At 59.7% G+C, this 23,827-nt stretch carries 21 protein-coding genes; 12 read left to right on the top strand and 9 right to left on the bottom strand.

From position 1 onward, the window contains the following. Window positions 1-109 precede the first annotated feature (109 nt). Both BLP65_RS06995 and pepN read left to right on the top strand, forming a co-directional pair. On the top strand, window positions 110-847 hold the full coding sequence (locus BLP65_RS06995; RefSeq protein ID WP_092994573.1) for an adenosylcobinamide-GDP ribazoletransferase: 738 nt from the start codon (window positions 110-112) through the stop codon (window positions 845-847). Window positions 848-1,004: 157 nt separating this feature from the next. Continuing rightward, window positions 1,005-3,632, top strand: coding sequence for an aminopeptidase N (gene pepN / locus BLP65_RS06990; RefSeq protein ID WP_092994570.1), 2,628 nt, complete (start codon window positions 1,005-1,007; stop codon window positions 3,630-3,632). A 148-nt stretch (window positions 3,633-3,780) separates the two neighbouring features. Here the strand turns inward: pepN and BLP65_RS06985 are convergent, their stop codons facing one another. Beyond that, entirely contained in the window at window positions 3,781-5,157 is a 1,377-nt protein-coding gene (locus tag BLP65_RS06985; protein ID WP_092994567.1) for an ATP-binding protein, read from the bottom strand. A gap of 6 nt (window positions 5,158-5,163) precedes the next feature. Continuing rightward, window positions 5,164-5,871, bottom strand: coding sequence for a response regulator (locus BLP65_RS06980; protein WP_092994564.1), 708 nt, complete (start codon window positions 5,869-5,871; stop codon window positions 5,164-5,166). Between the two features lie 177 nt (window positions 5,872-6,048). Between BLP65_RS06980 and BLP65_RS06975 the strand changes: the two genes are divergently transcribed. From BLP65_RS06975 to BLP65_RS06965, 3 genes are all read left to right on the top strand, one after another. Continuing rightward, a complete protein-coding gene (locus BLP65_RS06975) occupies window positions 6,049-6,630 on the top strand; it encodes a cytochrome c (protein ID WP_217631924.1) in 582 nt (193 codons plus the stop codon). Between the two features lie 72 nt (window positions 6,631-6,702). Continuing rightward, window positions 6,703-7,851, top strand: coding sequence for an OmpP1/FadL family transporter (locus BLP65_RS06970; RefSeq protein WP_092994558.1), 1,149 nt, complete (start codon window positions 6,703-6,705; stop codon window positions 7,849-7,851). A 14-nt stretch (window positions 7,852-7,865) separates the two neighbouring features. After that, window positions 7,866-8,066: a YgaP family membrane protein gene (locus tag BLP65_RS06965; RefSeq protein ID WP_092994555.1), complete on the top strand. Its 201-nt coding sequence runs from the start codon at window positions 7,866-7,868 to the stop codon at window positions 8,064-8,066. 60 nt (window positions 8,067-8,126) lie between these two features. On the opposite strand, the gene BLP65_RS06960 is transcribed toward BLP65_RS06965, so the two are convergent. Beyond that, window positions 8,127-8,627 (bottom strand): retropepsin-like aspartic protease family protein, encoded by a 501-nt coding sequence (locus BLP65_RS06960; protein ID WP_092994552.1) that lies wholly within the window; start codon window positions 8,625-8,627, stop codon window positions 8,127-8,129. A 398-nt stretch (window positions 8,628-9,025) separates the two neighbouring features. Beyond that, on the bottom strand, window positions 9,026-10,171 hold the full coding sequence (locus BLP65_RS06955; protein ID WP_175452478.1) for a ChaN family lipoprotein: 1,146 nt from the start codon (window positions 10,169-10,171) through the stop codon (window positions 9,026-9,028). Window positions 10,172-10,268: 97 nt separating this feature from the next. On the opposite strand from BLP65_RS06955, the gene BLP65_RS06950 reads away from it, so the two are divergent. After that, window positions 10,269-12,383 carry a M1 family metallopeptidase gene (locus BLP65_RS06950; protein WP_092994546.1) on the top strand — a complete coding sequence of 705 codons (2,115 nt, stop codon included), beginning with the start codon at window positions 10,269-10,271 and terminating at the stop codon, window positions 12,381-12,383. A gap of 137 nt (window positions 12,384-12,520) precedes the next feature. Here BLP65_RS06950 and BLP65_RS06945 read toward each other — a convergent pair whose 3' ends face one another. Beyond that, on the bottom strand, window positions 12,521-12,994 hold the full coding sequence (locus tag BLP65_RS06945; RefSeq protein WP_092994543.1) for an REP-associated tyrosine transposase: 474 nt from the start codon (window positions 12,992-12,994) through the stop codon (window positions 12,521-12,523). Between the two features lie 331 nt (window positions 12,995-13,325). On the opposite strand from BLP65_RS06945, the gene BLP65_RS06940 reads away from it, so the two are divergent. The 6 genes from BLP65_RS06940 to BLP65_RS06915 all read left to right on the top strand — a co-directional run bounded on the left by BLP65_RS06940 (window position 13,326) and on the right by BLP65_RS06915 (window position 20,486). Next, window positions 13,326-13,859 (top strand): peptidoglycan-binding domain-containing protein, encoded by a 534-nt coding sequence (locus BLP65_RS06940; RefSeq protein ID WP_092994540.1) that lies wholly within the window; start codon window positions 13,326-13,328, stop codon window positions 13,857-13,859. A gap of 298 nt (window positions 13,860-14,157) precedes the next feature. Beyond that, window positions 14,158-16,011 (top strand): dihydroxy-acid dehydratase, encoded by a 1,854-nt coding sequence (gene ilvD / locus BLP65_RS06935; RefSeq protein ID WP_092995422.1) that lies wholly within the window; start codon window positions 14,158-14,160, stop codon window positions 16,009-16,011. Window positions 16,012-16,141: 130 nt separating this feature from the next. After that, the gene (gene phoB / locus BLP65_RS06930; RefSeq protein WP_092994537.1) at window positions 16,142-16,834 is read left to right on the top strand and encodes a phosphate regulon transcriptional regulator PhoB; all 693 of its coding nucleotides are present in this window, start codon (window positions 16,142-16,144) and stop codon (window positions 16,832-16,834) included. A gap of 7 nt (window positions 16,835-16,841) precedes the next feature. Next, window positions 16,842-18,164, top strand: a complete 1,323-nt coding sequence (gene phoR / locus BLP65_RS06925; RefSeq protein WP_092994534.1) for a phosphate regulon sensor histidine kinase PhoR — start codon at window positions 16,842-16,844, stop codon at window positions 18,162-18,164. A 94-nt stretch (window positions 18,165-18,258) separates the two neighbouring features. Further along, window positions 18,259-19,230 carry a PstS family phosphate ABC transporter substrate-binding protein gene (locus tag BLP65_RS06920; protein WP_092994531.1) on the top strand — a complete coding sequence of 324 codons (972 nt, stop codon included), beginning with the start codon at window positions 18,259-18,261 and terminating at the stop codon, window positions 19,228-19,230. Window positions 19,231-19,499: 269 nt separating this feature from the next. Then, entirely contained in the window at window positions 19,500-20,486 is a 987-nt protein-coding gene (locus tag BLP65_RS06915) for a porin (protein WP_175452477.1), read from the top strand. 624 nt (window positions 20,487-21,110) lie between these two features. On the opposite strand, the gene BLP65_RS06905 is transcribed toward BLP65_RS06915, so the two are convergent. The 4 genes from BLP65_RS06905 to BLP65_RS06890 all read right to left on the bottom strand — a co-directional run bounded on the left by BLP65_RS06905 (window position 21,111) and on the right by BLP65_RS06890 (window position 23,818). Continuing rightward, window positions 21,111-21,344 carry a hypothetical protein gene (locus BLP65_RS06905; RefSeq protein WP_139181445.1) on the bottom strand — a complete coding sequence of 78 codons (234 nt, stop codon included), beginning with the start codon at window positions 21,342-21,344 and terminating at the stop codon, window positions 21,111-21,113. Between the two features lie 209 nt (window positions 21,345-21,553). Then, window positions 21,554-22,114 carry a hypothetical protein gene (locus BLP65_RS06900; protein WP_092994519.1) on the bottom strand — a complete coding sequence of 187 codons (561 nt, stop codon included), beginning with the start codon at window positions 22,112-22,114 and terminating at the stop codon, window positions 21,554-21,556. Between the two features lie 207 nt (window positions 22,115-22,321). Then, window positions 22,322-22,678: a hypothetical protein gene (locus BLP65_RS06895; protein ID WP_092994516.1), complete on the bottom strand. Its 357-nt coding sequence runs from the start codon at window positions 22,676-22,678 to the stop codon at window positions 22,322-22,324. A gap of 138 nt (window positions 22,679-22,816) precedes the next feature. After that, window positions 22,817-23,818: a ribonuclease Z gene (locus tag BLP65_RS06890; RefSeq protein ID WP_092994513.1), complete on the bottom strand. Its 1,002-nt coding sequence runs from the start codon at window positions 23,816-23,818 to the stop codon at window positions 22,817-22,819. Window positions 23,819-23,827: the final 9 nt, after the last annotated feature.

Genomic DNA, 23,827 nt, shown 5'->3' with positions numbered 1-23,827 from the left:
CGGTTGAACGTTTGTCACTAATTCGGAGCTGCGAAGCGGTGGGTGGACTCGCAAGGCAGGCTTTCCCAAGTTTCTCTGTGTCCTCTGTGGTTAAAAATTTGAAAATCCAATGAACCCTATCGACCCCAAACACTTCTGGATTGCATTGCAATTCCTCACCCGATTGCCGACGCCGAAGCAGGAAGCCGCCGAACCGTCGGACAGTGCCCGGGCGGTGTTGTGGTTCCCGGTGGTGGGTTTTCTGATCGGCACGCTGTTGTGGATTACCGACAGCCTGTTGGGAGCCGCCGACCCGATGGTGCGCGCCGCCGTAGTCCTCGCGGTGTGGGTTTTGCTGAGCGGAGCACTGCACCTGGACGGGCTTGCCGACACCACCGACGCCTGGGTCGGCGGCCACACCGATCGCGAACGGATGCTGGCGATCATGAAGGACCCCTACCTCGGGCCGATGGGCGCTACTGCCATCGTCCTGGTTCTGCTTGCCAAGTTTGCAGCGCTCACGGCGTTATCCGGTGGTGCGATGCTGTTGCTGGCCCCGGTCCTGTCCCGCACCTTGATCATCGGTCTGTTTCTCACCACTTCCTACGTGCGTGCCGGCGGCATCGGTGAGGCGATGGCCTCCACCCTGCCGGGAACCCACGCCCGGTACGTGATACTCACCGTGGCGGTTCTTGCGCTGCTGCTGTTCGGGTGGACCGGTCTCCTCGCGGTGAGCGCCGCTGCGGCTTGGCTGTTTCTGTTCCGCGCCCGGCTAATGGCACGCCTCGGCGGCACCACAGGAGACACGGCGGGCGCCATGGTCGAAATTGGCGAAGCGCTGGTGCTCATCACGTTAACGCTGGTTTGAGTCCCCGCTAAGACTCAGAACGCAGAGCTTTTACAGGGAAATTTCCGCGAAGCGGAAACGTCGGTCACTGACGAATCTCTCCGCGCCCCTCTGTGGTTCAACCCCTATCCTGCTAAAATCCGCTCTTTGAGCCTCGAACTACGGAATACGTTTCACCATGAGCGAAAGCCAGCCGCAAGCCGTCTATCTCAAGGACTACACCGCCCCCGACTACCGCATCGAGACCATCAATCTGCGTTTTGATCTGGATCCGGAAGCCACCACCGTGACCTCGCGTATGGAGGTTCGGGCGAACTACGACCCGGCAGAGGGGCGGCGGCCTTTCGTCCTGAATGGTCAGGAGCTGGAACTGGTGTCGGTGAGCATGGATCACGACCCGGTCGGTGATGAGGGCTACGAGATCTCCGACGACACTCTGGTAATCCCGCACCCCCCGGCGCATTTCCATCTGGAGGTGGTGACCCGCATCAACCCGTCGGCCAATACCGCTTTGGAGGGGCTGTATGTCTCCGGTGGCAATTTCTGCACCCAGTGCGAGGCGGAGGGCTTTCGCAAGATCACCTATTTCCCGGATCGTCCGGATGTGATGACCCGTTTCACCACCACGGTTGTCGCCGACCGGAAAGAGTACCCGGTGCTGCTCTCCAATGGCGATCGCATCGACAGTGGTGAACTGGAGGACGGCCGTCACTACGTCACCTGGCACGACCCGTCGCTGAAACCCAGCTATCTGTTCGCGCTGGTAGCCGGTGATCTGGCCTGTATTGCCGATCATTTCACGACGATGTCAGGCAAGGAAGTAAAGCTCGAACTCTATGTGCAATACGGCAACGAAGACAAGACCGAGCACGCCATGCGCTCCCTGAAAAAGGCGATGCGCTGGGATGAGGAGGTCTACGGCCGCGAGTACGATCTGAACACCTACATGATTGTCGCGGTGGATGATTTCAACATGGGCGCGATGGAAAACAAGGGACTGAATATCTTCAATTCCCGGTTCATTCTCGCCAAGCCCGAAACTGCCACCGATATGGATTTCGTCAATATCGAAGGCGTTATCGCCCACGAGTATTTTCACAACTGGTCGGGTAACCGGGTCACCTGCCGCGATTGGTTTCAGCTCTCTCTCAAAGAGGGATTCACCGTTTTTCGGGATTCCCAGTTCACTGCCGACATGACCTCACCGGCGGTCAAGCGGATCGATGATGTCAGCCTGCTGCGGACCCGACAGTTTGCCGAAGATGCGGGGCCCATGGCCCATCCGATACGGCCCGACTCCTATGTGGAGATCAACAATTTCTACACGTTGACGATCTACGAGAAAGGCGCCGAAGTCGTGCGCATGATCCATACGCTGCTCGGTCCGGAGCGTTTCCGGAAAGGGAGCGATCTCTACTTCAAACGGCACGACGGTCAGGCCGTTACCACCGACGATTTTGTGCGGGCCATGGAGGATGCCAACGGGGTCGATCTGTCCCGGTTCAGTCATTGGTACGAGCAGGCCGGCACCCCGAGAGTCGAGGTTGAGCGCGCCTACGATGCCGCTGCGAAACAGTACCGCCTGACCCTCCGTCAGAGCTGCCCGCCGACACCGGGGCAGCCGGAAAAGGCCCCTTGCCAGATCCCGGTGAAGACAGCCCTGCTTTCGAGGGAGGGTGCCGCACTGCCGCTCAGGCTGGCCGGTGAGTCTCAGGCCGGCGGCAGTGAACGGGTGCTGGTACTCAACGAGCCGGATCAGACCTTTATCTTCGAAGAAATTCCCGCCGAGCCGGTGCCTTCCCTGCTGCGTGCCTTTTCCGCACCGGTGAAGCTGGAGGGTGGATACAGTGATGAAGAGTTGGCCTTCCTGATGGGGAACGAGACGGACGATTTCAACCGTTGGGATGCCGGGCAGCAGCTCGCTCTGCGGGTCATCGTTCGCTTGATCGAAGGCGCGCCGCGTGAGTTGGATCGGGGACTGTCTGCCGCGTTCGGAAAGATCCTCGCTGATGACCGGCTGGACCCCGCGTTGGTGGCCGAGGCCCTGGCATTGCCGCCGGAAGAGTATATTGCCGAATGCATGGACGAGGTCGATCCCCTGGCGATCCATGAGGCGCGCCAGTTTGTGCGAATCGCACTCGCCGAAACCCATCACGAAGCATTGGCGGCGCGATACACAGCGCTAGCCGACCCCGGCCCCTATCGTGTGGAGGCCGATGCCATGGGACGTCGTCGGCTTCGCAACGCCTGCCTGGCTTATCTGGTGCAGCTGGAGGGGGAATCGGAGCGGGCGTTTGCCCAATACGAGGCGGCCGGCAATATGACCGACTCCATGGCGGCCCTGGTTGCGCTGGTCCATAACGCCGCGCCCCGTTATGACGAGGCCTTGCAACACTTCTATCAGCGCTGGCATGAGGATCCACTGGTCCTCGACAAGTGGTTTGCCGTACAGGCAGCGGCACCCGCGCCCGGCGCGCTTGAGCGGGTCAGGAAACTGCTCGACCACCCGGACTTCACCATGCGCAACCCCAACCGGGTGCGGTCGGTGATCGGGGCCTTCGTGATGCGCAATCCCGCCGGTTTTCATCGCGACTTGGCCGCCTACACCTTCCTGGCTGATCAGATCATCAGCCTCGACAGGCTCAACCCTCAGGTGGCGGCCCGCATGCTCGATCCACTGACCCGCTGGAAGCGCTACGATGAATCACGCCGCAACGTGATGAAGGAAGAACTGGAACGCATTCTTCGCGTACCCCGGATCTCCAGCGACGTCTACGAGGTGGTGAGCAAAAGCCTGGCTGCCTGATTCTTCGGAATAGTCGCTCAACGCGTGTTGCGAGCCGTATTGGCAACCACGGGGTACACAGGGACTACGGGGTAAAACCAGTTGTTCGGGTTTTCTCCCCCGTGCGCCCCGTGTTCCCCGTGTTCCCCGTGGTTCGAAATTCACGTGACTAAAGAGCGTGATCGCTCCTCGCGGTCTCCGCCTCACCGCGCTCCTTGTCGCCCCTTCGCACTGTCGCTATCGGCAGCTTGAGAACGGCCCGTGTGCCACCGCCGTGGCGTGAGAGGAGGGTGACTTCCCAACCGTTGGCCTGGGCGAGTTGGTGGGCGATGGCGAGGCCGAGCCCGCTGCCGCCGGTGGCGCGGCTGCGGGAGCCTTCCAGGCGGTAAAAGGGGCGGAAGACAGCCTCGCTCTCGGATGCGGGAATCCCGGGGCCCCGGTCGAGAATATGGATGGCAATGGAACCTGCGCTACAGTGCCATTCGATATCCACGGGACTGCCCTCACCGTAGCGCACGGCATTTTCCAGCAGGTTTTCCAGGATGCGGCGCAGGGCCAGTTCCGAAGTCTCCAGGTTGCAGCTCTTGCCCGGCGTTATGCGAATCTCGGCACCGCTACGTTTGAATGCCTCGGTAACGGATGCCACCAAACCATCCATATCCACGTTGACCCAGCGGTCGTCCTCGAGTCCGCGGGCGACTTCCAGGAAGCGTCGGATGAGCGAATTCATGTGGGCAATGTCTGCGTTCAGTCCCTCCATCAGTTCCGGATCGTTTTCAGCCGGAAGCATCTCCAGGGCGACCTGCATGCGTGACAGCGGGGTGCGCAAGTCGTGGGAGATGCCGGCCAGTAGCGTCGTACGGTTGGCCAAAAGCTCCTCGACCTGAATCATCATGTGATTGAAACTGCGTGTCAGGTGCACCAATTCTTTGGGCCCGGTCTCCGGAAGGGGGGCCGGCCACTCGCCGCTTCCCAGGCGGTGGGTCGCAGCCGAGAGCCGCTCCAATGGCGCTGTGAGCCGCCGTACAAGGGCGATTGCCGTGGCCATCGTCACGAGAATGCCGACCGAAAACACCAGAAACAGGGCCAATGGGGGCTGCACACTCATATGGGTGCGGGGAACTCCGACGGATGCAACCTTGGCGCCCACATCGAACCGGGCAAAGTACCGCGGTGTACCATCCCGATCCGTTTCCACACACAGGGTCACCGGTTTGCCGGTTTGCTTCTCAAGGGCATTTTCAAGGAAATAGAAGTAGGGCAGTACCAGGCCGCGTTCAGGAAGATTGTATTGTGGATGACGAATACGAAGTCCACTGCGCGCCTCCAGCTCTCGGGCATAGGGCGCCTGTTGCTCATCGGGAAGTTCTGACCAGGTCTCTGCTGAAAAAACCATGAAGGCGGCCAGGTCGGCGGCGGAGCGTTCCCCGACCGGCATCAGCAGAAATTTCGCCATCACCGTGAGGGTAAACAAGAGAAAGCCCATGGAAACCAGGGCTATGGTGGCAAGTGTCTTGCCGAAAAGTGTGCTGGGACGAATTGTCATCTGGTTTTACTGGCCATCCAGGGCAAAGAGATAACCCTCTCCCCACACGGTACGGATATAGATCGGTGCGGTGGCATCGGTCTCGATCTTTCGGCGCAGCCGGGTGATGCGGACATCGATGCTGCGATCGAACGGCTGGTGTTCATAGCCTTTTAGCAACTGCAGCAGCCGATCCCGGGTGAGCACCTGATTGGGATGAGCGGTGAAGATGGAGAGCAGGGTGAATTCACCGGTGGTCAGCGGGATCTCTTTGCCGTCACAGGTCAGTCGGCGGCTCTCGACGTCGAGGAGGTAAGGGCCAAAAGCTCTTTCGTCCTGCATCGGTTGGGCCATGTTCCGGCTGCGACGCAGGACTGCGCGGATTCGGGCCAGTAGTTCACGCGGGTTGAAGGGTTTGGCGAGGTAGTCATCCGCACCCACCTCCAGGCCGACAATGCGGTCTACGTCCTCTCCGCACGCCGAGAGCATGACAATCGGCAGATTGCCGCGGCTTCGAAGCCGCTTGGCAAGGGACAGGCCATCTTCACCCGGCAGCATCAAGTCGAGGATGACGAGATCAAATGAAGTCTTCGTCAGCACACCTTCCATCGTCCTGCCGTCGGGTACGGTGGTGACTTCAAACCCATGTTCACCCAAATAGCGCTCAAGCAGCCGTCGCAGGGCATCATCATCATCGACGACAAGCAGGCGGTGCCGATCGGTCTTTTCGTTCATAGATTATTTCCTACGGCTTGCTGAATCTTACCCCTTAATGACCCGTAAATGCCCGTAACATTCTGTTACAACTTCATGCTTGCGGGAAATCCTTGCGAAACACCTCTTCTGCAGACTCCATGGGTAGAGCGTATCAAAACGCCTGACAAGCCTAACCAACTTATACACGGGAGAAAAATGATGCGGAAGAAAACGATCATCGGAGGATTGATTGCAGGGGTCCTGTTCATCGGCGGCAGCTCGGCGCTCGTCGCTGCAGAACCCTCGGTTGCTCAAAAGATGATGCAGAAGCAGTTGCAGATCATGGAGCCGGAAATGCGTAAGCGTATTCAGAAGCTTTCGCCGGAAACCAAGAAGGCCCTGCTCAAGATCTACAGCCAGCATACCCGCCACAGTGATAACGCCACGCTGCGCCACGTCATGCACGAAGTGCTTGGGGACTACCAGGCCGTGGCCACCGGGCTGATGACGGACAACCCGGAGCAGGCTGCCGAGGCCGCCCGCCGGCTGGCCAATCACCGTATCCCGCGTGGTGGCCTCCTTCCGTACATGAAACTGGAGGATATCACTGACGAGAAGATTGGCGTACTGGTGCCGTTCAACGACGACGTCGAGGGTAATGCCCTGCGTCTGGCCGACGCTGCTGAAAAGAATGATATGGCCGGGGCTGCCGAGTATTTTGGAAAGGTCACCAACGGTTGCATGAGCTGTCATCAGGTTTTCCGGGGCAAACCCGGCGTATCACAGTACTTGCGTTAAGTGCGCAATCGTTGTCGTGAATCATAACAATAAAACTGAACGATAAAACCATCAAACCAGAGGGGAATGGTTATGGAGGCAATAGGCAAAAAAGTCGGTTTCGTACTGTGTGCGACACTGGGAGCAAATGGGGTGGCCTGGGCGACCAACGGCGATCAGATGCTGGGTGTTACCGCCACCCAGTGGGGTATGGCTGGCGCGTCAACGGCAGCACCTCAGGATGCCGGTACGGTTCTGACCAATCCGGCGGGACTGGCCACCCTGGAATTCGACGAGTTCCGATCCGACATGGGGTTCGGTTTTCTCAATCCGCCCCGAAAGGCCAACGGGGTTGACAGTGACTCGGACCTTTACCTGATCCCCTCCGGGGCACTGGCCTACCGGGCCAACGACAAGCTGACCTTCGGGATGGGGATGTCCGGCCTCTCCGGCATGGGGGTGGATTTCGATGACATCACCCCAATGCCCGGCAATCAGAATGTCGTCACCACCAAGCAGTTCTACAAGATCGCCCCCGGGTTCGGATATCGAATCAATGAACAGTGGACCTGGGGGGCGGCACTCAACATCGACTACCAGAGTTTGGCTGTCGATACGTCTACTTTGCATCTGCCGCAAAACCAGACCTTCGGGTTCGGTGCCACCGTCGGTGCCACCTACCAGCCCAACGATGTCATGCGTTTCGGCCTCTCCTACATCTCCGAGCAGGACATGAATGAGTTTGAATGGAATGCGACTGACGGGAAATACGAGATGGACATGGACGCCGCGCAGCAGCTGGCCTTCGGAGCAGCCTTCATGCCTTCCGATGATCTGCTGATCGAGGCGGACATCAAATGGATCGCCTTTTCCGATGTGCTCGACAGCATCGATCTGTCTCGCGATGGTCAAGTTGTCAGCACCTTCAATTACGGTTGGGATGACCAGATGGTCTATGCCATCGGTGTACAGAAGAAGGTAAACCCCAAGACTACGGTCCGTGTCGGCTACAACTACGGCGAGTCGCCGATTGGCCCCGAGGACGTAAAGGCCAATATCGGTTCATTGGCAGTCACGGAGCATCACCTGTCTCTGGGTTTGACAAGGGAGCTGGCCAAGCGCCTTTCGGGTTCGCTCTCTTACGTACACGCGTTCAACAACGAAATTACTTCGGAAGATGGAACAACCACCATCGAGCTTGAACAGAATGTAGTTAACCTGCAGATTTCCTACCGCAACTAAAAAGGAGTCAGGAAATGACCGTAAACCGTGTGGTGGCACTCGTTGCCGGCCTGATGGTGCTGGCCAGCATCGGGCTTGCCCAATTCGTGCATCCGAACTGGATATGGCTGGGTGTTTTCGTCGGCTTCAATCTGGCACAGAGCGGGATTACCACGTTCTGTCCCCTGAGCGTGGCGCTCAAGAAGGCGGGCGTACCTGAAGGGAAAACCTGCTGATTTTTTGCGGGCTGGCCCGGGCCGCAAGGCCCGGGCCTTTATTTGAGCCCTAGTGGTTCACTACTTACTCGCCATTCGGCAGTTGCTCAACGCAAGCTGTGGTTTGGGCTCTGTGACGAAGGCGAACGGCGCTGCCTGCTTGAGCGCATTCATCCCCAGAAGAAAGCGGGTACGCCCGGGAAAGACCGCGGCTTCGATATTCTGAAGCTGGCAGCCGCCCAGTTCGATGCTGGCGATGTGATACACAGGTACACGCATTCGGCTTCCATCAGCGAGAATACCCGTGAGATCGCGGCTGTAACTGGCCAGTTGGCGCTCCTTGAGGATCGTCAGCGTCTCCTCATTGATGGTCGTGTGACCGGCACCGGTATCCACCAGAAACTCCACATCGCCCAGCCCATCAATGCTGCCCCGGACATAATAGGTCGAGATGCCCTTGTCATGCAGCGGCACGGCAGTGGCAAATTCGGCCGGCGCTTGGGCGCGGGCGGCAAAAATCAGGATGCCGGTGGCGATGCCAACCAGCAGGGAGAGGACCGGGTGTCGCATTATCGATTTCATGTGCAGTTCCGTTCAGCGGTGGTCGGGGCGGAGTACTCGGACTCGTGAGCCTCGTGGTGAGTACCGCCGCGTGCGGGAAATACGTATCCAACTGATAGACCCGGCCGTTTCCCGGAAAGTTCCTTCCCCCGAACTCATTTAGCCTGGATTATTCACCGCTAAGACGCAAAGAACGCAAAGTTTTGATCGCCGTAATTTTCCTGGATCGCCCGCGGTTCTGCCGTTTCCCATGGTTCTCGGCGGCCCTGTGCGCTGATAAACCATTGAATTATCTGCGCTCTTGGCATCTTCGCCTACATGGATGTAGGTGAGGGGCGTGAGCAGGAGCGGAAGCTTTGCGGCTGATTCGTGAACTTTTCGGGTTAGTACAGGTAGTTCCGTAGAGACACCTATCCGGCTCAACGGAGTGTCACTGAATACTCGACTTGCTCGCTGCCGGCCAACCACCGGCCACGCTCCACCGTCAGGGTCACCGTATCGCCGGGATCGCCATCCAGCAGGGCAAGCTGTACGTCGGTGGTGTTGTCGATGGGCTGGCCATCGATTTGCACCATGCGATCCTCCTTTTGCAATCCCGCCGATCGGGCGGCACTCTCTTCCGTGAAGTCCCGCACTAGCACTCCGTTGTCGCTATCTTCCATGAAAATACCGAGTCGGCCTTTGGGCGGCAGCGATACGGACTCCGTCATCAGTACGAAATCGGCGATATCCGGTGTGAGTTCCTCCCCGGGATCATTCAACACAAGCGCCGTGTCTACCGCTATGCGGCGTTCCAGGCGGGAGGGGATGCCGACACCGTAGGCAAGGTGGCCCGAGCCGGCCAGCAACACCATGGCCCGTTCCGGGTTTTCACTGAGGAAATCCGCCGCTCGTTCCGCCATACCCTCGTCCCAAAGCAACTGCGCCTGCATAAAGTATTCAAACGCCTTCTCGTTGTCTTCGCCCTCGTGGGGATGGGTGCTGTAAATCGATTGCAGCCGCTCTCGATACGCCTCTCCAGCCTCGCCGATTTCGGGCAGCTGCGCCCGCTCCTCGGGTTCCAGCCCGTCAAACCCCTGGCGGGCTACCTTCCGGGTCAGTTCCGCGGGGACATTGAGTGCAAGCAGTTTGAGACCCTGTTCGCGGGCATAGTTCAGGATCGGGCGGTAGAGGCGATAGTCGAATTTCCAGCGGGAGTAGTATTCAGTGCCGCGCAGCATCTGCTCTTCAGAGATCTTACCCGCCACATAGTCGTCCAGATAGTGCTGGAAGGGCTGCTGAAAAAACTCGAGTCCGATCACCAGGTCGGGGTGGCGCTCGTGCATTCCGCGGATGATGGCCAGCTGGTTCAGATGATGACTGTAACGATCGTGGCTCTCGCCTACGAACACCACCCATTTCTCGGTCAACTGCGGAATAATCGCCTCCAGGCGCGGGATGTCACGCAGATCCACTGCGAAAGTAGCGGGTGTCTCGGAAGGTCCGGCCTGCTCGGGGTCCGCCGCCGTGGCACAGCCGAAGAGCAGCAAAACCGCAGCCGTAAGCAGCATTTTAAGAATCGTCATTGGGACTCCTTTTAGGGAACGCAAACGGACCCGGCGACCGGGCCTATCCATGCAACTATAATACACGCTGCTTTTTCATGATTTTCGGGGAGGTTGCATGCGTCTGTCCGCGCTACTTATGGGTTGGCTGCTGGCCCTGCCGGCTCTGTCCGCTCCGGTGCTTGAGCATCAGCTACGGGTCACCCTGAAGCCGCAAGCCCATGCCCTGGCAGTCACTGATACGGTGGTCTGGCCCGAGCCACCTGCCCAGGCTCCAACCTTTCTCCTGCACGCAGGGCTGAACCCGAAGGCCCTGAAGGGAGCGAAACTGAAGCCCATGGGCCGTGTTCAGGGCGCCATTCCCCTCGAGCGCTATCGCCTCGAACTGGAGCCGGGTATGCAGCAGGTGACCCTCAGCTATGGCGGGCGCCTGCACCATCCCCTGGATGAATTCGGCGAGGGTGTCGGCCGCAGCCGGCAGATGACCCCCGGCTACATCGCGGAAGATGGCGTTTATCTGGGTGGCGGGAGCGGCTGGGTGCCCTTCTTCGAGCCTGAGCAGCGCGTCACCTTTACGCTCGACGTCAAGGCACCCAAAGGCTGGAGCAGCGTCAGTCAGGGCGCCGGGAGTGCGGGGGAGGGCTCCACCATGCGCTGGACCGAACATCTCCCCCAGGACCAGATCTATCTCATGGCCGGGCCGTTTCACGTCAGTCGGCAGCCGGCGGGACCTACCGAGGCCCAGGTGTATCTGCGTGAGAAGAATCCGCAACTGGCACGGCGCTACCTGGACGCCACCGGCGATTATCTGGAGCTGTTCAGTGAATTGATGGGCGAGTACCCCTATGCGAAGTTCGCAATGGTGGAGAATTTCTGGGAGACGGGCTACGGAATGCCTTCGTTTACCCTGCTCGGCCCCAGAGTGCTGCGACTGCCTTTTATTCTCTACTCCTCCTATCCGCACGAGATCGTCCACAACTGGTGGGGCAATGGTGTGTATGTGGATTATGAGGCGGGCAACTGGAGCGAGGGGCTGACGGCCTACATGGCCGACCATCTGCTGAAGGAGCGCAAGGGAGAAGGTGCCGAATATCGCCGCGACCAGTTGCAGAAGTATGCCGAGTACGTCTCGGGTAGCCGCGATTTTCCGTTGTCCGCCTTTACTTCCCGGCATAGCGGGGCCAGCCAGGCCATCGGCTATGGCAAGTCGTTGATGCTGTTCCACATGCTGCGCCTGCGCCTGGGGGATGAGGTCTTTCTCGAGGGGCTGCGGCATCTCTATCGGGAGTATCGATTCACCGAGGCGGCCTTTGCCGACGTGCGCCGCTCCTTCGAGGCGGTTAGCGGGGAAGCCCTTTCGGAGTTCTTCCGGCACTGGGTCGAGCGGCCGGGAGCGCCCCGTGTGGACCTGGAGGCCGTCGAAATCGAAAAACGGGTGCTGAACCTGACGCTGGCCCAAAAGGGACCGGGAAAACCCTTCCCGTTGCAGGTGCCGGTGGTGGTTCGAATGGCCGATGGCACGCTGGATGAGCACCGGGTGATCCTGGATGATGAGCGCACCGAGATTTCACTGCCACTCTCTGGAGAACCACAGTGTGCCGCCATCGATCCCCGCTTTGATCTGTTCCGGCGACTGCTTCCCGGAGAGCTTCCGGTATCCCTGGATTCGCTGCTGGGTGCCGACCGTCTGCTGCTGGTGGTTCCTTCCGGGGGACCGGAATCTATGCGCCAGACTTATCGGCGGTTGGCCGAGGGCTGGGCGGGGGGACAGTGGGGTGTCAGTGTACGAGCCGATGACGAGCTCGAGTCCCTGCCGGCGGACCGGCCGGTATGGCTGCTGGGTTGGGCGAATCGCTATCGGAAGCAGTTGGAGGATGCGCTGGGCGATTCCGCGCAACTGACGTCCGACAGCATCGAACTGGAGGGGCGCGACTGGCCGCAGGAGAGGCGGAGTTTCGTGCTGACCGCTTCCCGCCGGGGCGGAGCACCCATCGCCTGGATGGCCGCCGATAACCCGACCGCCGTCTCCGGACTTGCCCGCAAGGTGCCCCACTATGGCAAGTACGGTTACCTGGTCTTTGCCGGTGATGCCCCCGACAACCAGGTAAAGGGACAGTGGCCGGCCAACTCCTCACCGCTGGTGCGCCGCTTTGACGGAGCTGGCGGTGGCTGTGAAGTGCCGCCGCGCAAGCCGTTAGCGGGGGACTCCCAGCGGTCGCGGGCCCCGGCGTGATTATCGCGGCTTCCGCCGCTCCTACAGGTGGGCACGGCAGCCACCTGGTGCCCGAATGTAGGAGCGGCGGAAGCCGCGATAGCCCTCACCCGTCCCCGTAGGAGCGGCGGAAGCCGCGAAAACTACCTCTCATCTGCCTACAACCAGACAGCGTCCCAGTGCGGATAGTCGCCAACCCGCCTGACCAGGCCGGCACGGAGCGGGTTGGCGATGACGTAGCGTGCAACCTTGACGATGTCCTCTTCCTTGCGCAGCGCGTGATCATGAAACCCCGGTTGCCAAATGCGATGCGCCGGTGTGCCGCATGCCGCATTAATTACCTTCCCGGAGTGCGCCTTGAAAAGCCTCAGCAGCCGCGAAAGGTCGGTATCTCTGAGCTGAAGCAGCCAATGCAGATGGTTGGGCATGAGCACGAAGGCCAGCGTCTCGCAACGTCCGCGCATGTCGCTCTGCCGCAGCTCCTTGATAGCGAGCCGGGAGAGATGAAAATCGGTGAACAGAGGGCGTCGGTGGTTGGTGGCGGTGGTGACTAGATAAATGCGGCCAGGTTCGGAGAAGCGCCCACGGCGTAGGGCGGACACGTGAGGTGACTGGTGGTTGGCAGATTCCATTGCACAATGAGTGGTTTTTGCCGAGATTGTACCGTGGGTTTTGCTGTTCCTCCAGGGAATCGCGGCTTCCGCCGCTCCTACAGGGGTGCACGACCACCACCTGAAGCCTAAATGTAGGAGCGGCGGAAGCCGCGATAACCCTCACACCTCCGTAGGAGCGCGGAAGCCGCGATAGCCCTCACTCCCCCGTAGGAGAGACGGAAGCCGCGATAAGCCTTGATTTGAGAACTGCGTCACAACCGGTCTCCGGCACGCCTTGAATCCGTTGCCGTTCCGTATACGCTTTCGGGAGGCGCAAGCACGCGCCGTTAAATCCACACGGAGGTGAATAATGCAATTCAAACCCATTCTCGGACTGTGTGCAGCGGCCGCGCTGATGTCGGCGCCGCTGGTCCACGCAGCAGGTGAACAGTCGGGGGGAGCGTACTCTCCCGGTTCGGCGCAGCAGGGTGCGATGGATCAGCCGGGGGCCGGAGAGCAGCAGCCCGCCCGGGGTGAGCGTTCGGATGCTATCCTGCAGCTGCAGGAGGCGCTGAATCGCGAAGGCTACTCTGCCGGTCCCGAAGATGGGATCTGGGGCCCACTGACCCAGAGTGCCCTGAGCGAGTTCCAGGAAGCGGAAGGCATGCAGGCGACGGGTGAAATCGATCGCGATACTGTCGATGCCCTCGGCCTCGATCCCGAGTCCTCCGAGTTCGCGGCTTTCGTCGAGAGTGAAGAGGGTGCGGATACCGGTCTGCAGGATGGCGGTACCATGCAGGACCCCATGCAGGACGGTGGTGCCATGCAGGACGGCATGCAGGACGGCGGGGCCATGCAGGACGGTGGTGCCGGCGAACGCCCTTCCTCTCCTTCGGGCATGTAGTAACTCATCTTCTGCACGCGTGGACCCCGCGCGTGCAGAATTTTTTTGCTGCCTTCTCGGCGTTCCCCGCCCGAAATCTTCCGCTGGCGCGAAGGCCGCCTCAGCCGGTTAAGTTCGGAACCCCGGCAGGTTCTGTCTCGAAGCCCAGTCCCCAGTCGCTCTCCCCTCTGGTATCCTATTCCGATTACCGGCCGGCTCGGAGTCTGTCCGAGAACAGACTGACCTACTGCGATGGTCGCTATCGGACAGGCTCCCAAACCGGATGCTGATTCGCATTTTTCAACAGAAAGGTTTCCCCATGCCGCGCTATCGCTCCTGGACCTCGACTCACGGCCGCAACATGGCCGGCGCCCGCGCCCTCTGGCGTGCCACCGGTATGAAAGACGACGATTTCGGCAGCAAGCCGATCATCGCCATCGCCAATTCCTTTACCCAGTTCGTGCCGGGCCATGTCCATCTCAAGGATATGGGCCAACTGGTGGCGCGGGAGATCGAGGCAGCCGGCGGGGTAGCCAAGGAGTTCAATACCATCGCCGTTGATGACGGCATCGCCATGGGTCACGGCGGCATGCTCTACTCCCTGCCCTCGCGGGAGATCATCGCCGATTCGGTGGAGTACATGGTGAATGCCCACTGTGCGGACGCTCTGGTGTGCATCTCCAACTGCGACAAGATCACCCCCGGGATGTTGAACGCCGCGATGCGTCTGAACATCCCCACCATCTTCGTCTCCGGCGGGCCGATGGAGGCGGGAAAGGCGGTGGTGAAGGGCGGTGAGGTGCACCTGGACCTGGTGGACGCCATGGTGGCGGCGGCCGACCCCAACGAAACGGATGAAGACGTGGAGACCCTGGAGCGCTCCGCCTGTCCCACCTGCGGCTCCTGTTCCGGCATGTTCACGGCCAACTCCATGAACTGCCTCACCGAGGCCCTGGGGCTCTCCTTGCCCGGTAACGGTACACTGCTGGCGACCCACGCCGATCGTGAGCGGCTGTTCAAGGAGGCAGGGCGCATGGTGGTGGCCCTCGCCAAGCGCTGGTACGAGGAAGACGACGCTTCGGTACTGCCGCGCTCCATCGCCACCTTCGAGGCCTTCGAGAACGCCATGAGCCTCGATATCGCCATGGGCGGCTCCACGAATACGATTCTGCACCTGCTGGCCGCGGCCCGCGAGGGCGAGGTCGAGTTCACTATGGCGGATATCGATCGGCTTTCCCGCAGGGTGCCGCACCTGTGCCAGGTGGCGCCGGCCACCCCGCAGTATCATATCGAGGATGTACACCGCGCCGGCGGCATCATGGCGATCCTCGGTGAGATGGAGCGTGGCGGCCTGCTGCACCGCGATGTGCCCACCGTGCACGCTGGCTCCATCGGCGAGGCCATTGACCTGTGGGATGTGCGCCGTACCCGGGATGCCAAACGCTGGACCTTCTATCAGGCGGCACCCGGCGGTGTACCGACCCAACAGGCGTTCAGTCAGGACAAACGCTACGCCAGCCTTGACCTGGATCGGGAGAACGGCTGCATTCGCGACATGGAACACGCCTTCTCCAAGGAGGGCGGCTTGGCCGTGCTCTACGGCAATATCGCCGAGGAGGGTTGCGTGGTGAAGACCGCGGGGGTGGACGAGTCGATCCTCAAGTTCTCCGGCCCGGCGGTGATCTGCGAGGCCCAGGAGGAGGCGGTGGAGAAGATCCTCAGTGGCGAGGTCAAGGCCGGCGACGTGGTGATCATCCGCTACGAGGGGCCGCGCGGCGGACCCGGCATGCAGGAGATGCTCTATCCCACCTCCTATATCAAATCCATGGGGCTGGGCAAGGCGTGTGCGCTGCTGACCGACGGGCGCTTCTCGGGCGGCACCTCGGGACTCTCCATCGGCCACGTTTCACCGGAAGCGGCTGAAGGTGGCGCCATCGGCCTGGTGGAATCCGGCGATACCATCGAAATCGATATCCCCAATCGCTCCATCCGTGTCGCCCTCTCCGATGAGGAGCTGGGCCAGCGCCGCGAAGCGATGCAGGCCAGGGGCCCCAAAGCCTGGAAGCCGGTTGACCGGGAGCGCCAGGTATCCGACGCGTTGAAGGCCTACGCGGCGATGACCACCTCTGCCGCTCGTGGCGCGGTACGGGACGTTAGCCAATTGGAGAAGTAACCGGTTCGGAAAAGGCAAAACGGATTTATTGCAGAGATGCGGATTGGCAGAGAGCGATCCGCCGTGTCACACCCTTGTCATATACGGGGCTTTAAAATGGCAGCGACCGTTGCAATGGTGTTGCGAGGATATGACAGGCAAATGCATTCTGCTGGTTGAGGACGAGCCGGCCATCCGCACCATGGTGGTGATGGCGCTGGCGCGTGCCGGCTTCGAAACCCTGGAGGCCGGTGACGCGGCGGAAGCCGATCGTGTTTTGGCCGATCGGCGACCGGATCTGCTGCTGCTCGACTGGATGCTGCCTGGCGCCAGCGGTATCGAACTGGCCCGTCGTTTACAAAAAGACGACTACACCAAAGATCTGCCGATTATCATGCTGACCGCCCGTAGCGAGGAGGATGATCGCGTTCGCGGCCTCGAGGTGGGAGCGGATGACTACATCACCAAACCCTTTTCTCCCCGGGAACTGATCGCGCGCATCAACGCCGTCCTGCGGCGCGCCTCCCCGGATAATCTCGAAGGAATATTCTCGGCGGAGGGGTTGAAGCTGGATGCGCAAAGCCATCGCGTGAGCGCCAATGAGCAGCCCCTTGATGTGGGGCCGACCGAGTTTCGGCTGTTGCATTTCTTCATGTCTCACCCGGAGCGGGTCTACAGTCGTTCGCAACTGCTCGACAGGGTGTGGAGTCGCGGTGCGGTCGTGGAGGAGCGTACGGTCGACGTGCATATTCGCCGACTGCGCAAGGCACTGATCCCGAGTGGCCACGATAGTCTGATTCAGACGGTTCGTGGCGCCGGCTACCGTTTTTCACCTGACGGGTAAACTTCCCTTGCCACGCCCCTGGAGTGCCGAATTCGTCCGACTGGGTGCCATTCTGGTCGGCGCCTGGCTAATCGGCGTGATCCTGGACAGGCCGGGCGTTTTCCTGTTTCTCGGGCTGCTGACCTATCTGCTTTGGCACCTGCATCACCTGTATCGGCTCGAAAAGTGGCTACGCGAAGGACGGACCTACTATCCGCCGGAGGCGAACGGCATCTGGGGCGAAGTCTTTCATCTTCTCTACGGCAAGCGGCGGCGGGAGCGAGCCCGGAAAAGACGCCTCGCCGCCATTCTGGGTCAGTTCAAGGAAGCGACTTCGGCAATGCCGGATGCCACGGTGGTGCTTGGACCCGGTGACGAAATCCAGTGGTTCAATGATGCCGCCCGGCAACTGATCAAGCTGCACGCGGGACAGGATGTCGGCCAGCGCATCGACAATCTGATCCGCGATCCCGAATTCGGTAATTTTCTGGAACGAGGCAACGAGTCGGGGTATATCCTGATTCCCGCACCCAAGGACCCGGCAATGACGCTGAGTGTCCGGGTGGTCCCCTATGGCCGCGACCTGCGGCTTCTGATCCTGCGTGATGTGAGCCAGCAGCAGCGGCTCGAACAGATGCGGCGGGACTTCGTGGCCAACGTTTCCCACGAGTTACGGACGCCGCTTACCGTAGTAAGCGGATTTCTGGAAACCATGATCGACGCCGATGACGAGTGCACCCGTGAATGGAATCGTTCACTGGTTCTGATGCAGCAGCAGGCGTCTCGCATGCAACACCTGGTCGAAGATCTTTTGCTGCTCTCGCGTCTGGAGACCGACAGTAGCCGTCCCCCTGACGAGCCGGTGGCCGTGCCGACGCTCATCGCGACGATTTGTGAGGATGTCGAGCACCTTGCCGTCCAGAAAGACCAGCAGGTGAGTGTCGACGCCGAAGCGGATTTGGGGCTTTACGGTGCCGAGCGCGAGTTACACAGTGCCTTTGCCAATCTGGTTACCAATGCCATTCGCTATACGCCCGCGGAAGGGCGTATCCACATTCGTTGGTGGTCTGACAAGGAGGGTGCCCATTACTCGGTTTCGGACACCGGTGTCGGTATTGAGGCTGTGCACATCCCGCGCTTGACGGAACGGTTTTACCGAGTTGATGTGGGCCGCTCCCGGGATAGCGGCGGTACCGGTCTCGGACTGGCGATTGTCAAACATGTTTTGAACCGGTACGAGGCGCGCCTGCGCATCGACAGCGTGCCGGGTCGCGGTAGCACCTTCACCTGTGATTTTCCCTTGTCGCGTATCTGCCGCACCCGGATTGACAGCGTTCGCCGGCCGGGCTGATTGTCACCCAACGATTACGGCTTGGTCACGCTACTGTCATATTCGCCCGCCATCATGTCCTCAGCATCTCAAAACCCGAAGTGAGGAGTGATCTATGAAATCGTTCAAACTGCTTGCAGTAACCGGCTTGGCCGGATTCATGGCCGGTGGCCTGGCCGTAGCCCAAACGACCGTCGACCCGGCGGTTCCCGAATATACCCGGGCCAGTGGCGTGTCCGGCAGCATCTCTTCGGTGGGCTCCGACACTCTGGCGAACCTGATGACGCTCTGGGCGGAGGAATTCAAGCGCGAATATCCCAACGTCAACATTCAAATCCAAGCTGCCGGCTCCTCCACTGCGCCGCCCGCACTCGCCGAATCCACCTCCAATCTCGGTCCCATGAGCCGGAAAATGAAGGACAAGGAGCTGGGGAGTTTTCAGAAGAAGTTCGGCTATAAACCGACCGCCGTCCCGGTCGCCATTGATGCGCTGGCGGTATTTGTTCATAAAGATAATCCGGTCAAGGGCATGACCATCCCGCAGGTGGATGCCATCTTCTCCGCCACCCGCAAGTGCGGGGCTCCCGCCGATGTTACCCGCTGGAGTGATGTTGGGGTTGATCGCAGCCTCGGTAGCAAGAGCATTCAGCTCTACGGTCGTAATTCCGTTTCCGGCACCTACGGATACTTCAAGAAGATGGCCCTGTGTAAGGGAGATTTCAAGAACGGCGTCAACGAGCAGCCCGGGTCAGCTTCTGTAGTGCAATCCGTGGGAAGCTCCATCAACGGCATCGGCTATTCAGGACTCGGCTACAACACATCGGGTGTGCGCACTGTTCCCCTGGCATGGGCGGAAGGTGACGAGTTCTTCGATGCCACGCCGGAAAATGCACTGTCGGGTGACTATCCGCTGGCCCGTTTCCTCTACGTCTACGTCAACAAGCATCCCAACAAGCCACTCCCGCCGCTGGAGCGCGAGTTCATCAAGATGGTGCTCTCTCAGCAAGGTCAGAATGTTGTGGTCAAAGATGGTTATATTCCCTTGCCGGCCAGTGTGGTTGAGGAAACGCTGAATGCCTTGAAATAATCTCTGCAGCTCGCCCTGATAAAACGCTTCCGGTTTCTCCGGGAGCGTTTTTTTTATGTGTCTTTTGCAGACGCCGTGGGTGAGGTGGGCGTCTTACCACAGGCATGTATAGAGCGCAGGCCGTATGGGACCGAGTGCCAACCTTTGTACCGCCAGAGAAGTTTCATTGGTTTGTTACCGAACGGTAAGCTCTGCGTAACACTAACTCGCAATACTGCATGCGGCTTTCGACACACGCTTATCGACGTTTTAACCAGGAGAGAAAAGCAATGCAGAAAACTGTGCACAACGGCCTGATCGCCGCCGCCGTCGCCCTCGGTCTCAGCGGGGCCGCTGCTGCCGAGATGACCGTTTACGGAAAAATTCATGTCTCTGCCGGCGCCATCTCGGAAGATGACGGCACCAGCGACAGCGATTCCACGGCGGTGACCTCCCACGCCTCGCGTCTCGGCGTCAAGGCGGATCAACTGCTGGACAACGGCATGACCATGAAAGGACAGATGGAGTTTCAGGTGGACACCGTCGGTGACAATGCCAAATCTTCCGACGACCTCATCAAGGCACGCAACACCTATGTCGGTCTGGAAGGTGGGTTCGGCGAGGTGCGTGTCGGCTATCACGACATGCCGCACAAAATGGCCACCGGCAAGTTGGACCCTTTCGGTGATACCTATGCCGATTACAATAACGTGGTTCAGACCGATACACGGGCGAAGAACAGCATCCTGTATCTCAACAGCTTCAACAACTTTTCGGTCGGCCTGGCCTATGCCGGCGGTGACGACGCTGTGGAGGAGGAGAACGAGAATGACCGCGTCTCCGCCATGCTCAGCTACAAGGGCGGCCCACTCTATCTGACCGCGGCCCGTGAGGATATCAACGACGTCACCGATCCCGAAGCTACAGAGGCTTCCACCAAACTCGGCGCCGGTTTTACCTTTGGCGCGGCGAAACTGGGACTGGTCTATGACATGGAAGAGCGGGCGAACGGCGATGACGATACCGCGATGTTTCTCAGCGGCCAGTTCAAGCTGAACGAAAAGGGGACTTTCAAGACCTCCTACGGCATTCTTGACTACGATGACGGAGCAAAAGAGGACCCCACCTTCTACGCCCTGGGCTACAACCATAAGATGGACAAGGCGGCGAGTCTTTATGTGTTACTGGCCAGTGGCGATGATGACGGCCTGGCAAAAAAGGGCAAGCTGGACGGCGACGGCAGTGCTGCCGTCGTCGGCATGGTTTACAAGTTTTAGGTCGCACTTATTTACCGCTGGACTAGCAGAGCGCTCCCGGAAATCGGGGGCGCTTTTTTTGCGGGTGGACCAGCTCTGGGATGCACGAAATCATATCCCGACCAAGTACCCATGGCTGAAACGGTCCGGTACTCCGACTCGGTTTCGATAGTCTGGCGAAGTTGGCAGTCGAGTCTGCTGACAATATCGACGATGGAGTGAACGAACTTTGTTTTACCCGATCTTAATTGGTGCTCTGAAGGACTGGTCGACTCACAGGATTCGTTTGTAGCTCGGACCACATGTGCAAGATCTGAAAGCCCATGCGGCGATGGTGTTGCGTGACCTGAAGCATAATGTAATCGTCGGGATGCTGCTGCTCCGTCGATTCGATAAGACGCTTTCCGGAATCAGGCCAATGTCGCACAGGGGCGCCAGTTGCAAGGCGTTCGCCGTGTTTTGTTGACCACCGCCCCATATGAGTTGCAGGGGATAGATATTGCTCCTTGACATGCAGGGTAACGGAAGTCTGTAACCGGGAGGCGCCCACCAACAGGGCAAATGGCGCCATGACCCAGACAGCCCGGGGGAAATGGGCCACTGTAACAAACAGGAATGCGGTCGCATGGAGTGTAAAGATTTTGGTCACCTGCGGGTGCTCGGGCCCAGACCGACCACCCCCATGTGCAGGGAAGCGGAAATCCCCGGTGCGCCGTAGAGCAGCGGCCAGACCAGGATCATGATGTACCACACCACACCGTCACCAAGGCGACTGATTGCGATAAAGAAACTACGAACCGGTCTTGCGGCTCCGGCCCGATTAATCAGCAGACAGAGCGACAGGTCGACAGCCGCCATGCGGGATGATTGACCAGCCATGATCTTCGATCAAGGTGCAAGGTCAAGAACTGATCCCGGTTCCTCCTGGAAGCAGCTTGTCGGGCTGAAGCCCGACCTACGGGTCGACACGGGATTAGTCCGTTGTTGTGTTTTCCTCCTGCTGCGCACAGATTCTGCGGGAGAGCCAAAAAAAACGCCGCCTCGCGGCGGCGTCCATGTTCTTCCATGCTTGCTCTTTACATCGATTATCAATCGCGTAGTCCATTGAACTTCGCTATCAGTCCCTGTGGTTTTTGGCTTTTGTTGTCGCTGTTCAGGACGAATACGATAGTCTCTCCTTTGGGTCCCGCGCCAATATCACTGTACATATAGGCCGGGTGACCGAAATTTCTGACTGCCTGAAAGTCTTCCCAGCGGTCGAAAACGTAGATGCGTCCGTCCCGGTGAAGCTCGCCGTAGAAGTTTTCCGCCGGTTCCAGCTTGCCGTCGAAGATATCGATACTGGCGATACCGGTCTGCTTCTTTTTGTCTTCGTCGGTCAATCCGAAAACGATTGTTTCGCCATTGGGCCCGTCACCGATACGCGCCTTCCGGAATGGAGTTTCTCCATGCTCCAGAAAGGCGAGATAGGTGTCGGCATCATCGAAGACGTACAGCCGGCCTTCATCATAGGCTTCGAAATAGTCGTCATTGTTTACGGCGGCGATTGCGGTCGATTCCTTTGTCTGGCCGCCGTTGGCGCAGGCAGTGAGCAGGACGCCTGCGCTCACACTCGCGACAAGCAGGGAGTGTTTCAGACTAAAAAGCATGGGTATCTCCTGTTCGTTTCATCATGGTTGGCAGCCGCTAGCCTGCCGTGGGCATGTGATGGTTTGATGAACAGAGTATGACGCTTGAGTGACGGCTTGTTAGTCCGGGTGTTTCATCGATGCTCATGATGGTCGTTCCCGGGGCATGTGCCTCGATAAGATATCTAGGTTGGTATCTTAGCGGGAATGGTAGGAGAGCGAGGCAGGTTAGTTGATTTCCCGGCGCGGAATCTTCCCCAATGCTCCCGGATGAGCATAGAGAGCCGACAGAGGATCATCCAGAAACAGACGGGTGGCCGCCCATGTTTCAGTATCGAATTCCAGACAGGTTTCGCCGGGTTCCGAGCGTGTGACCCACGCCGATACCCTGTGCACTCGGTTACGTCCCTCACGGCGGTAGGATAAAGTTACGTCCACCTCGACTTGGTTTGGCAGCAAAATACATCCGGTCTCGACCATCATGCCAAAGGCGCTAAACGCCTTGGGGGTGGCTCGGACCAGTCCCAGCGGTCGGTAGTTGAGAATGAGGTGCAGGGATTCGTTCAAAGGAGTATTCAGCATCATAAGGTCCTCGCAGTGTGCGGAAGCGGTTGTGATCCTTCGATAGCGACTCTGGACGGGTGCGATGACAATGCGGTGAAGGTTCGGTTGTAATCTGATGAAGAGTGGCTGCTGGTGTGCGGCTTTCAGTCAATGAGCTGCCTACCGGTCGCGCTGCTCAAAAGCGGCCTGGGCCTCCCGGGCGAGCACTTCACCGTTGGGATATCGTGCCGAGTAGTGAAATGGGACGATGCGTCCGACTCCGGCGCGACGGGCCAGTTCGCCGGCGCGGGCGGCGGTCAGGTGGTATTTGCCGTTGGCCATAGCCCCATCTTCCTGCAGGAACGGCGTCTCGATGAAGAGGATATCGGCGTCGCTGATCAGTTCCAGGATCCGTTGGGCATTTGCCTCATGCCCGGCGGCATCGGTGACATACGCCACCTTCTGCCCGGGCTCGATATGCACCAGGTTGCGTTTCAGTTCACCCAGGCTGAGTAATCGCTCACCACCCTCGGCACCGGCCCGAACCAGCGTACTGTCCGCCTCTCCGGCGAGGATCGCCCTCTTCAAGTCGCGCAGCCACGGGCCGGTTGTCAGGCCCATTTCATCAAGGCGATTTTTCCAGACATTGATGTGCTGCTTCTCCTCCAGCGCATACGCAACGGAGGGGATACGGTGATCAAGCAGAGCATGGCGAACGCTGAATTGCGGCTCGTCCACCAGCCGGCGATCGGGGATAGCCGATTCGGTTTCATGGGTGCGTCGGAAGGCGTCGCGACTGTGATAGTGCGCATGGCGGGCCGCGCCGTCATGAGCAAGTTCGGTGACGGTCACAGCGAAATCGGCCGTGTAGTTGGCGACCAGATTCCAGGTGTAGGCAGCGAGTTTGTGGCCGACCTGGTCGATCAGCCCCGGGGGACCGAACAGGTGGAGCTGTTTGTCGCGCCCCACCAGCAGGCGGGCCAGCCGGTCGAAGCCGATGAAATGATCCATGTGGGTGTGTGAAACGAATGCGTGAGTGACCGACAGCAGCGTGCGCGGCGACAGCGGGGTATTGTCCCCCAGGTCGAACAGCAGTGCCCGTCGCTCGAACAGAAACTCGACCAGAACCCCGGGATCGCCATTCGGTGTGTTGACCAGTCTGGGGTGAAACAGAGGCTTCATCGTTTCTTG

Source organism: Thiohalomonas denitrificans, assembly GCF_900102855.1.
Classification (GTDB): Bacteria; Pseudomonadota; Gammaproteobacteria; order Thiohalomonadales; family Thiohalomonadaceae; genus Thiohalomonas; species Thiohalomonas denitrificans.
This window is presented reverse-complemented; position numbering and strand designations above follow the sequence as displayed.

Bases quoted from the DNA above. Each gene is read 5' to 3' on its own strand.
- BLP65_RS06955 (WP_175452478.1), bottom strand. From the start codon at position 10,171: ATGACGATTCTTAAAATGCTGCTTACGGCTGCGGTTTTGCTGCTCTTC.
- BLP65_RS06945 (WP_092994543.1), bottom strand. From the start codon at position 12,994: ATGGAATCTGCCAACCACCAGTCACCTCACGTGTCCGCCCTACGCCGT.
- BLP65_RS06970 (WP_092994558.1), top strand. From the start codon at position 6,703: ATGGAGGCAATAGGCAAAAAAGTCGGTTTCGTACTGTGTGCGACACTG.
- BLP65_RS06950 (WP_092994546.1), top strand. From the start codon at position 10,269: ATGCGTCTGTCCGCGCTACTTATGGGTTGGCTGCTGGCCCTGCCGGCT.
- ilvD (WP_092995422.1), top strand. From the start codon at position 14,158: ATGCCGCGCTATCGCTCCTGGACCTCGACTCACGGCCGCAACATGGCC.
- phoB (WP_092994537.1), top strand. From the start codon at position 16,142: ATGACAGGCAAATGCATTCTGCTGGTTGAGGACGAGCCGGCCATCCGC.
- BLP65_RS06915 (WP_175452477.1), top strand. From the start codon at position 19,500: ATGCAGAAAACTGTGCACAACGGCCTGATCGCCGCCGCCGTCGCCCTC.
- BLP65_RS06965 (WP_092994555.1), top strand. From the start codon at position 7,866: ATGACCGTAAACCGTGTGGTGGCACTCGTTGCCGGCCTGATGGTGCTG.
- BLP65_RS06920 (WP_092994531.1), top strand. From the start codon at position 18,259: ATGAAATCGTTCAAACTGCTTGCAGTAACCGGCTTGGCCGGATTCATG.
- BLP65_RS06995 (WP_092994573.1), top strand. From the start codon at position 110: ATGAACCCTATCGACCCCAAACACTTCTGGATTGCATTGCAATTCCTC.
- BLP65_RS06960 (WP_092994552.1), bottom strand. From the start codon at position 8,627: ATGAAATCGATAATGCGACACCCGGTCCTCTCCCTGCTGGTTGGCATC.
- BLP65_RS06980 (WP_092994564.1), bottom strand. From the start codon at position 5,871: ATGAACGAAAAGACCGATCGGCACCGCCTGCTTGTCGTCGATGATGAT.
- BLP65_RS06895 (WP_092994516.1), bottom strand. From the start codon at position 22,678: ATGATGCTGAATACTCCTTTGAACGAATCCCTGCACCTCATTCTCAAC.
- pepN (WP_092994570.1), top strand. From the start codon at position 1,005: ATGAGCGAAAGCCAGCCGCAAGCCGTCTATCTCAAGGACTACACCGCC.
- BLP65_RS06900 (WP_092994519.1), bottom strand. From the start codon at position 22,114: ATGCTTTTTAGTCTGAAACACTCCCTGCTTGTCGCGAGTGTGAGCGCA.
- BLP65_RS06975 (WP_217631924.1), top strand. From the start codon at position 6,049: ATGATGCGGAAGAAAACGATCATCGGAGGATTGATTGCAGGGGTCCTG.
- BLP65_RS06940 (WP_092994540.1), top strand. From the start codon at position 13,326: ATGCAATTCAAACCCATTCTCGGACTGTGTGCAGCGGCCGCGCTGATG.
- BLP65_RS06890 (WP_092994513.1), bottom strand. From the start codon at position 23,818: ATGAAGCCTCTGTTTCACCCCAGACTGGTCAACACACCGAATGGCGAT.
- BLP65_RS06985 (WP_092994567.1), bottom strand. From the start codon at position 5,157: ATGACAATTCGTCCCAGCACACTTTTCGGCAAGACACTTGCCACCATA.
- BLP65_RS06905 (WP_139181445.1), bottom strand. From the start codon at position 21,344: ATGGCTGGTCAATCATCCCGCATGGCGGCTGTCGACCTGTCGCTCTGT.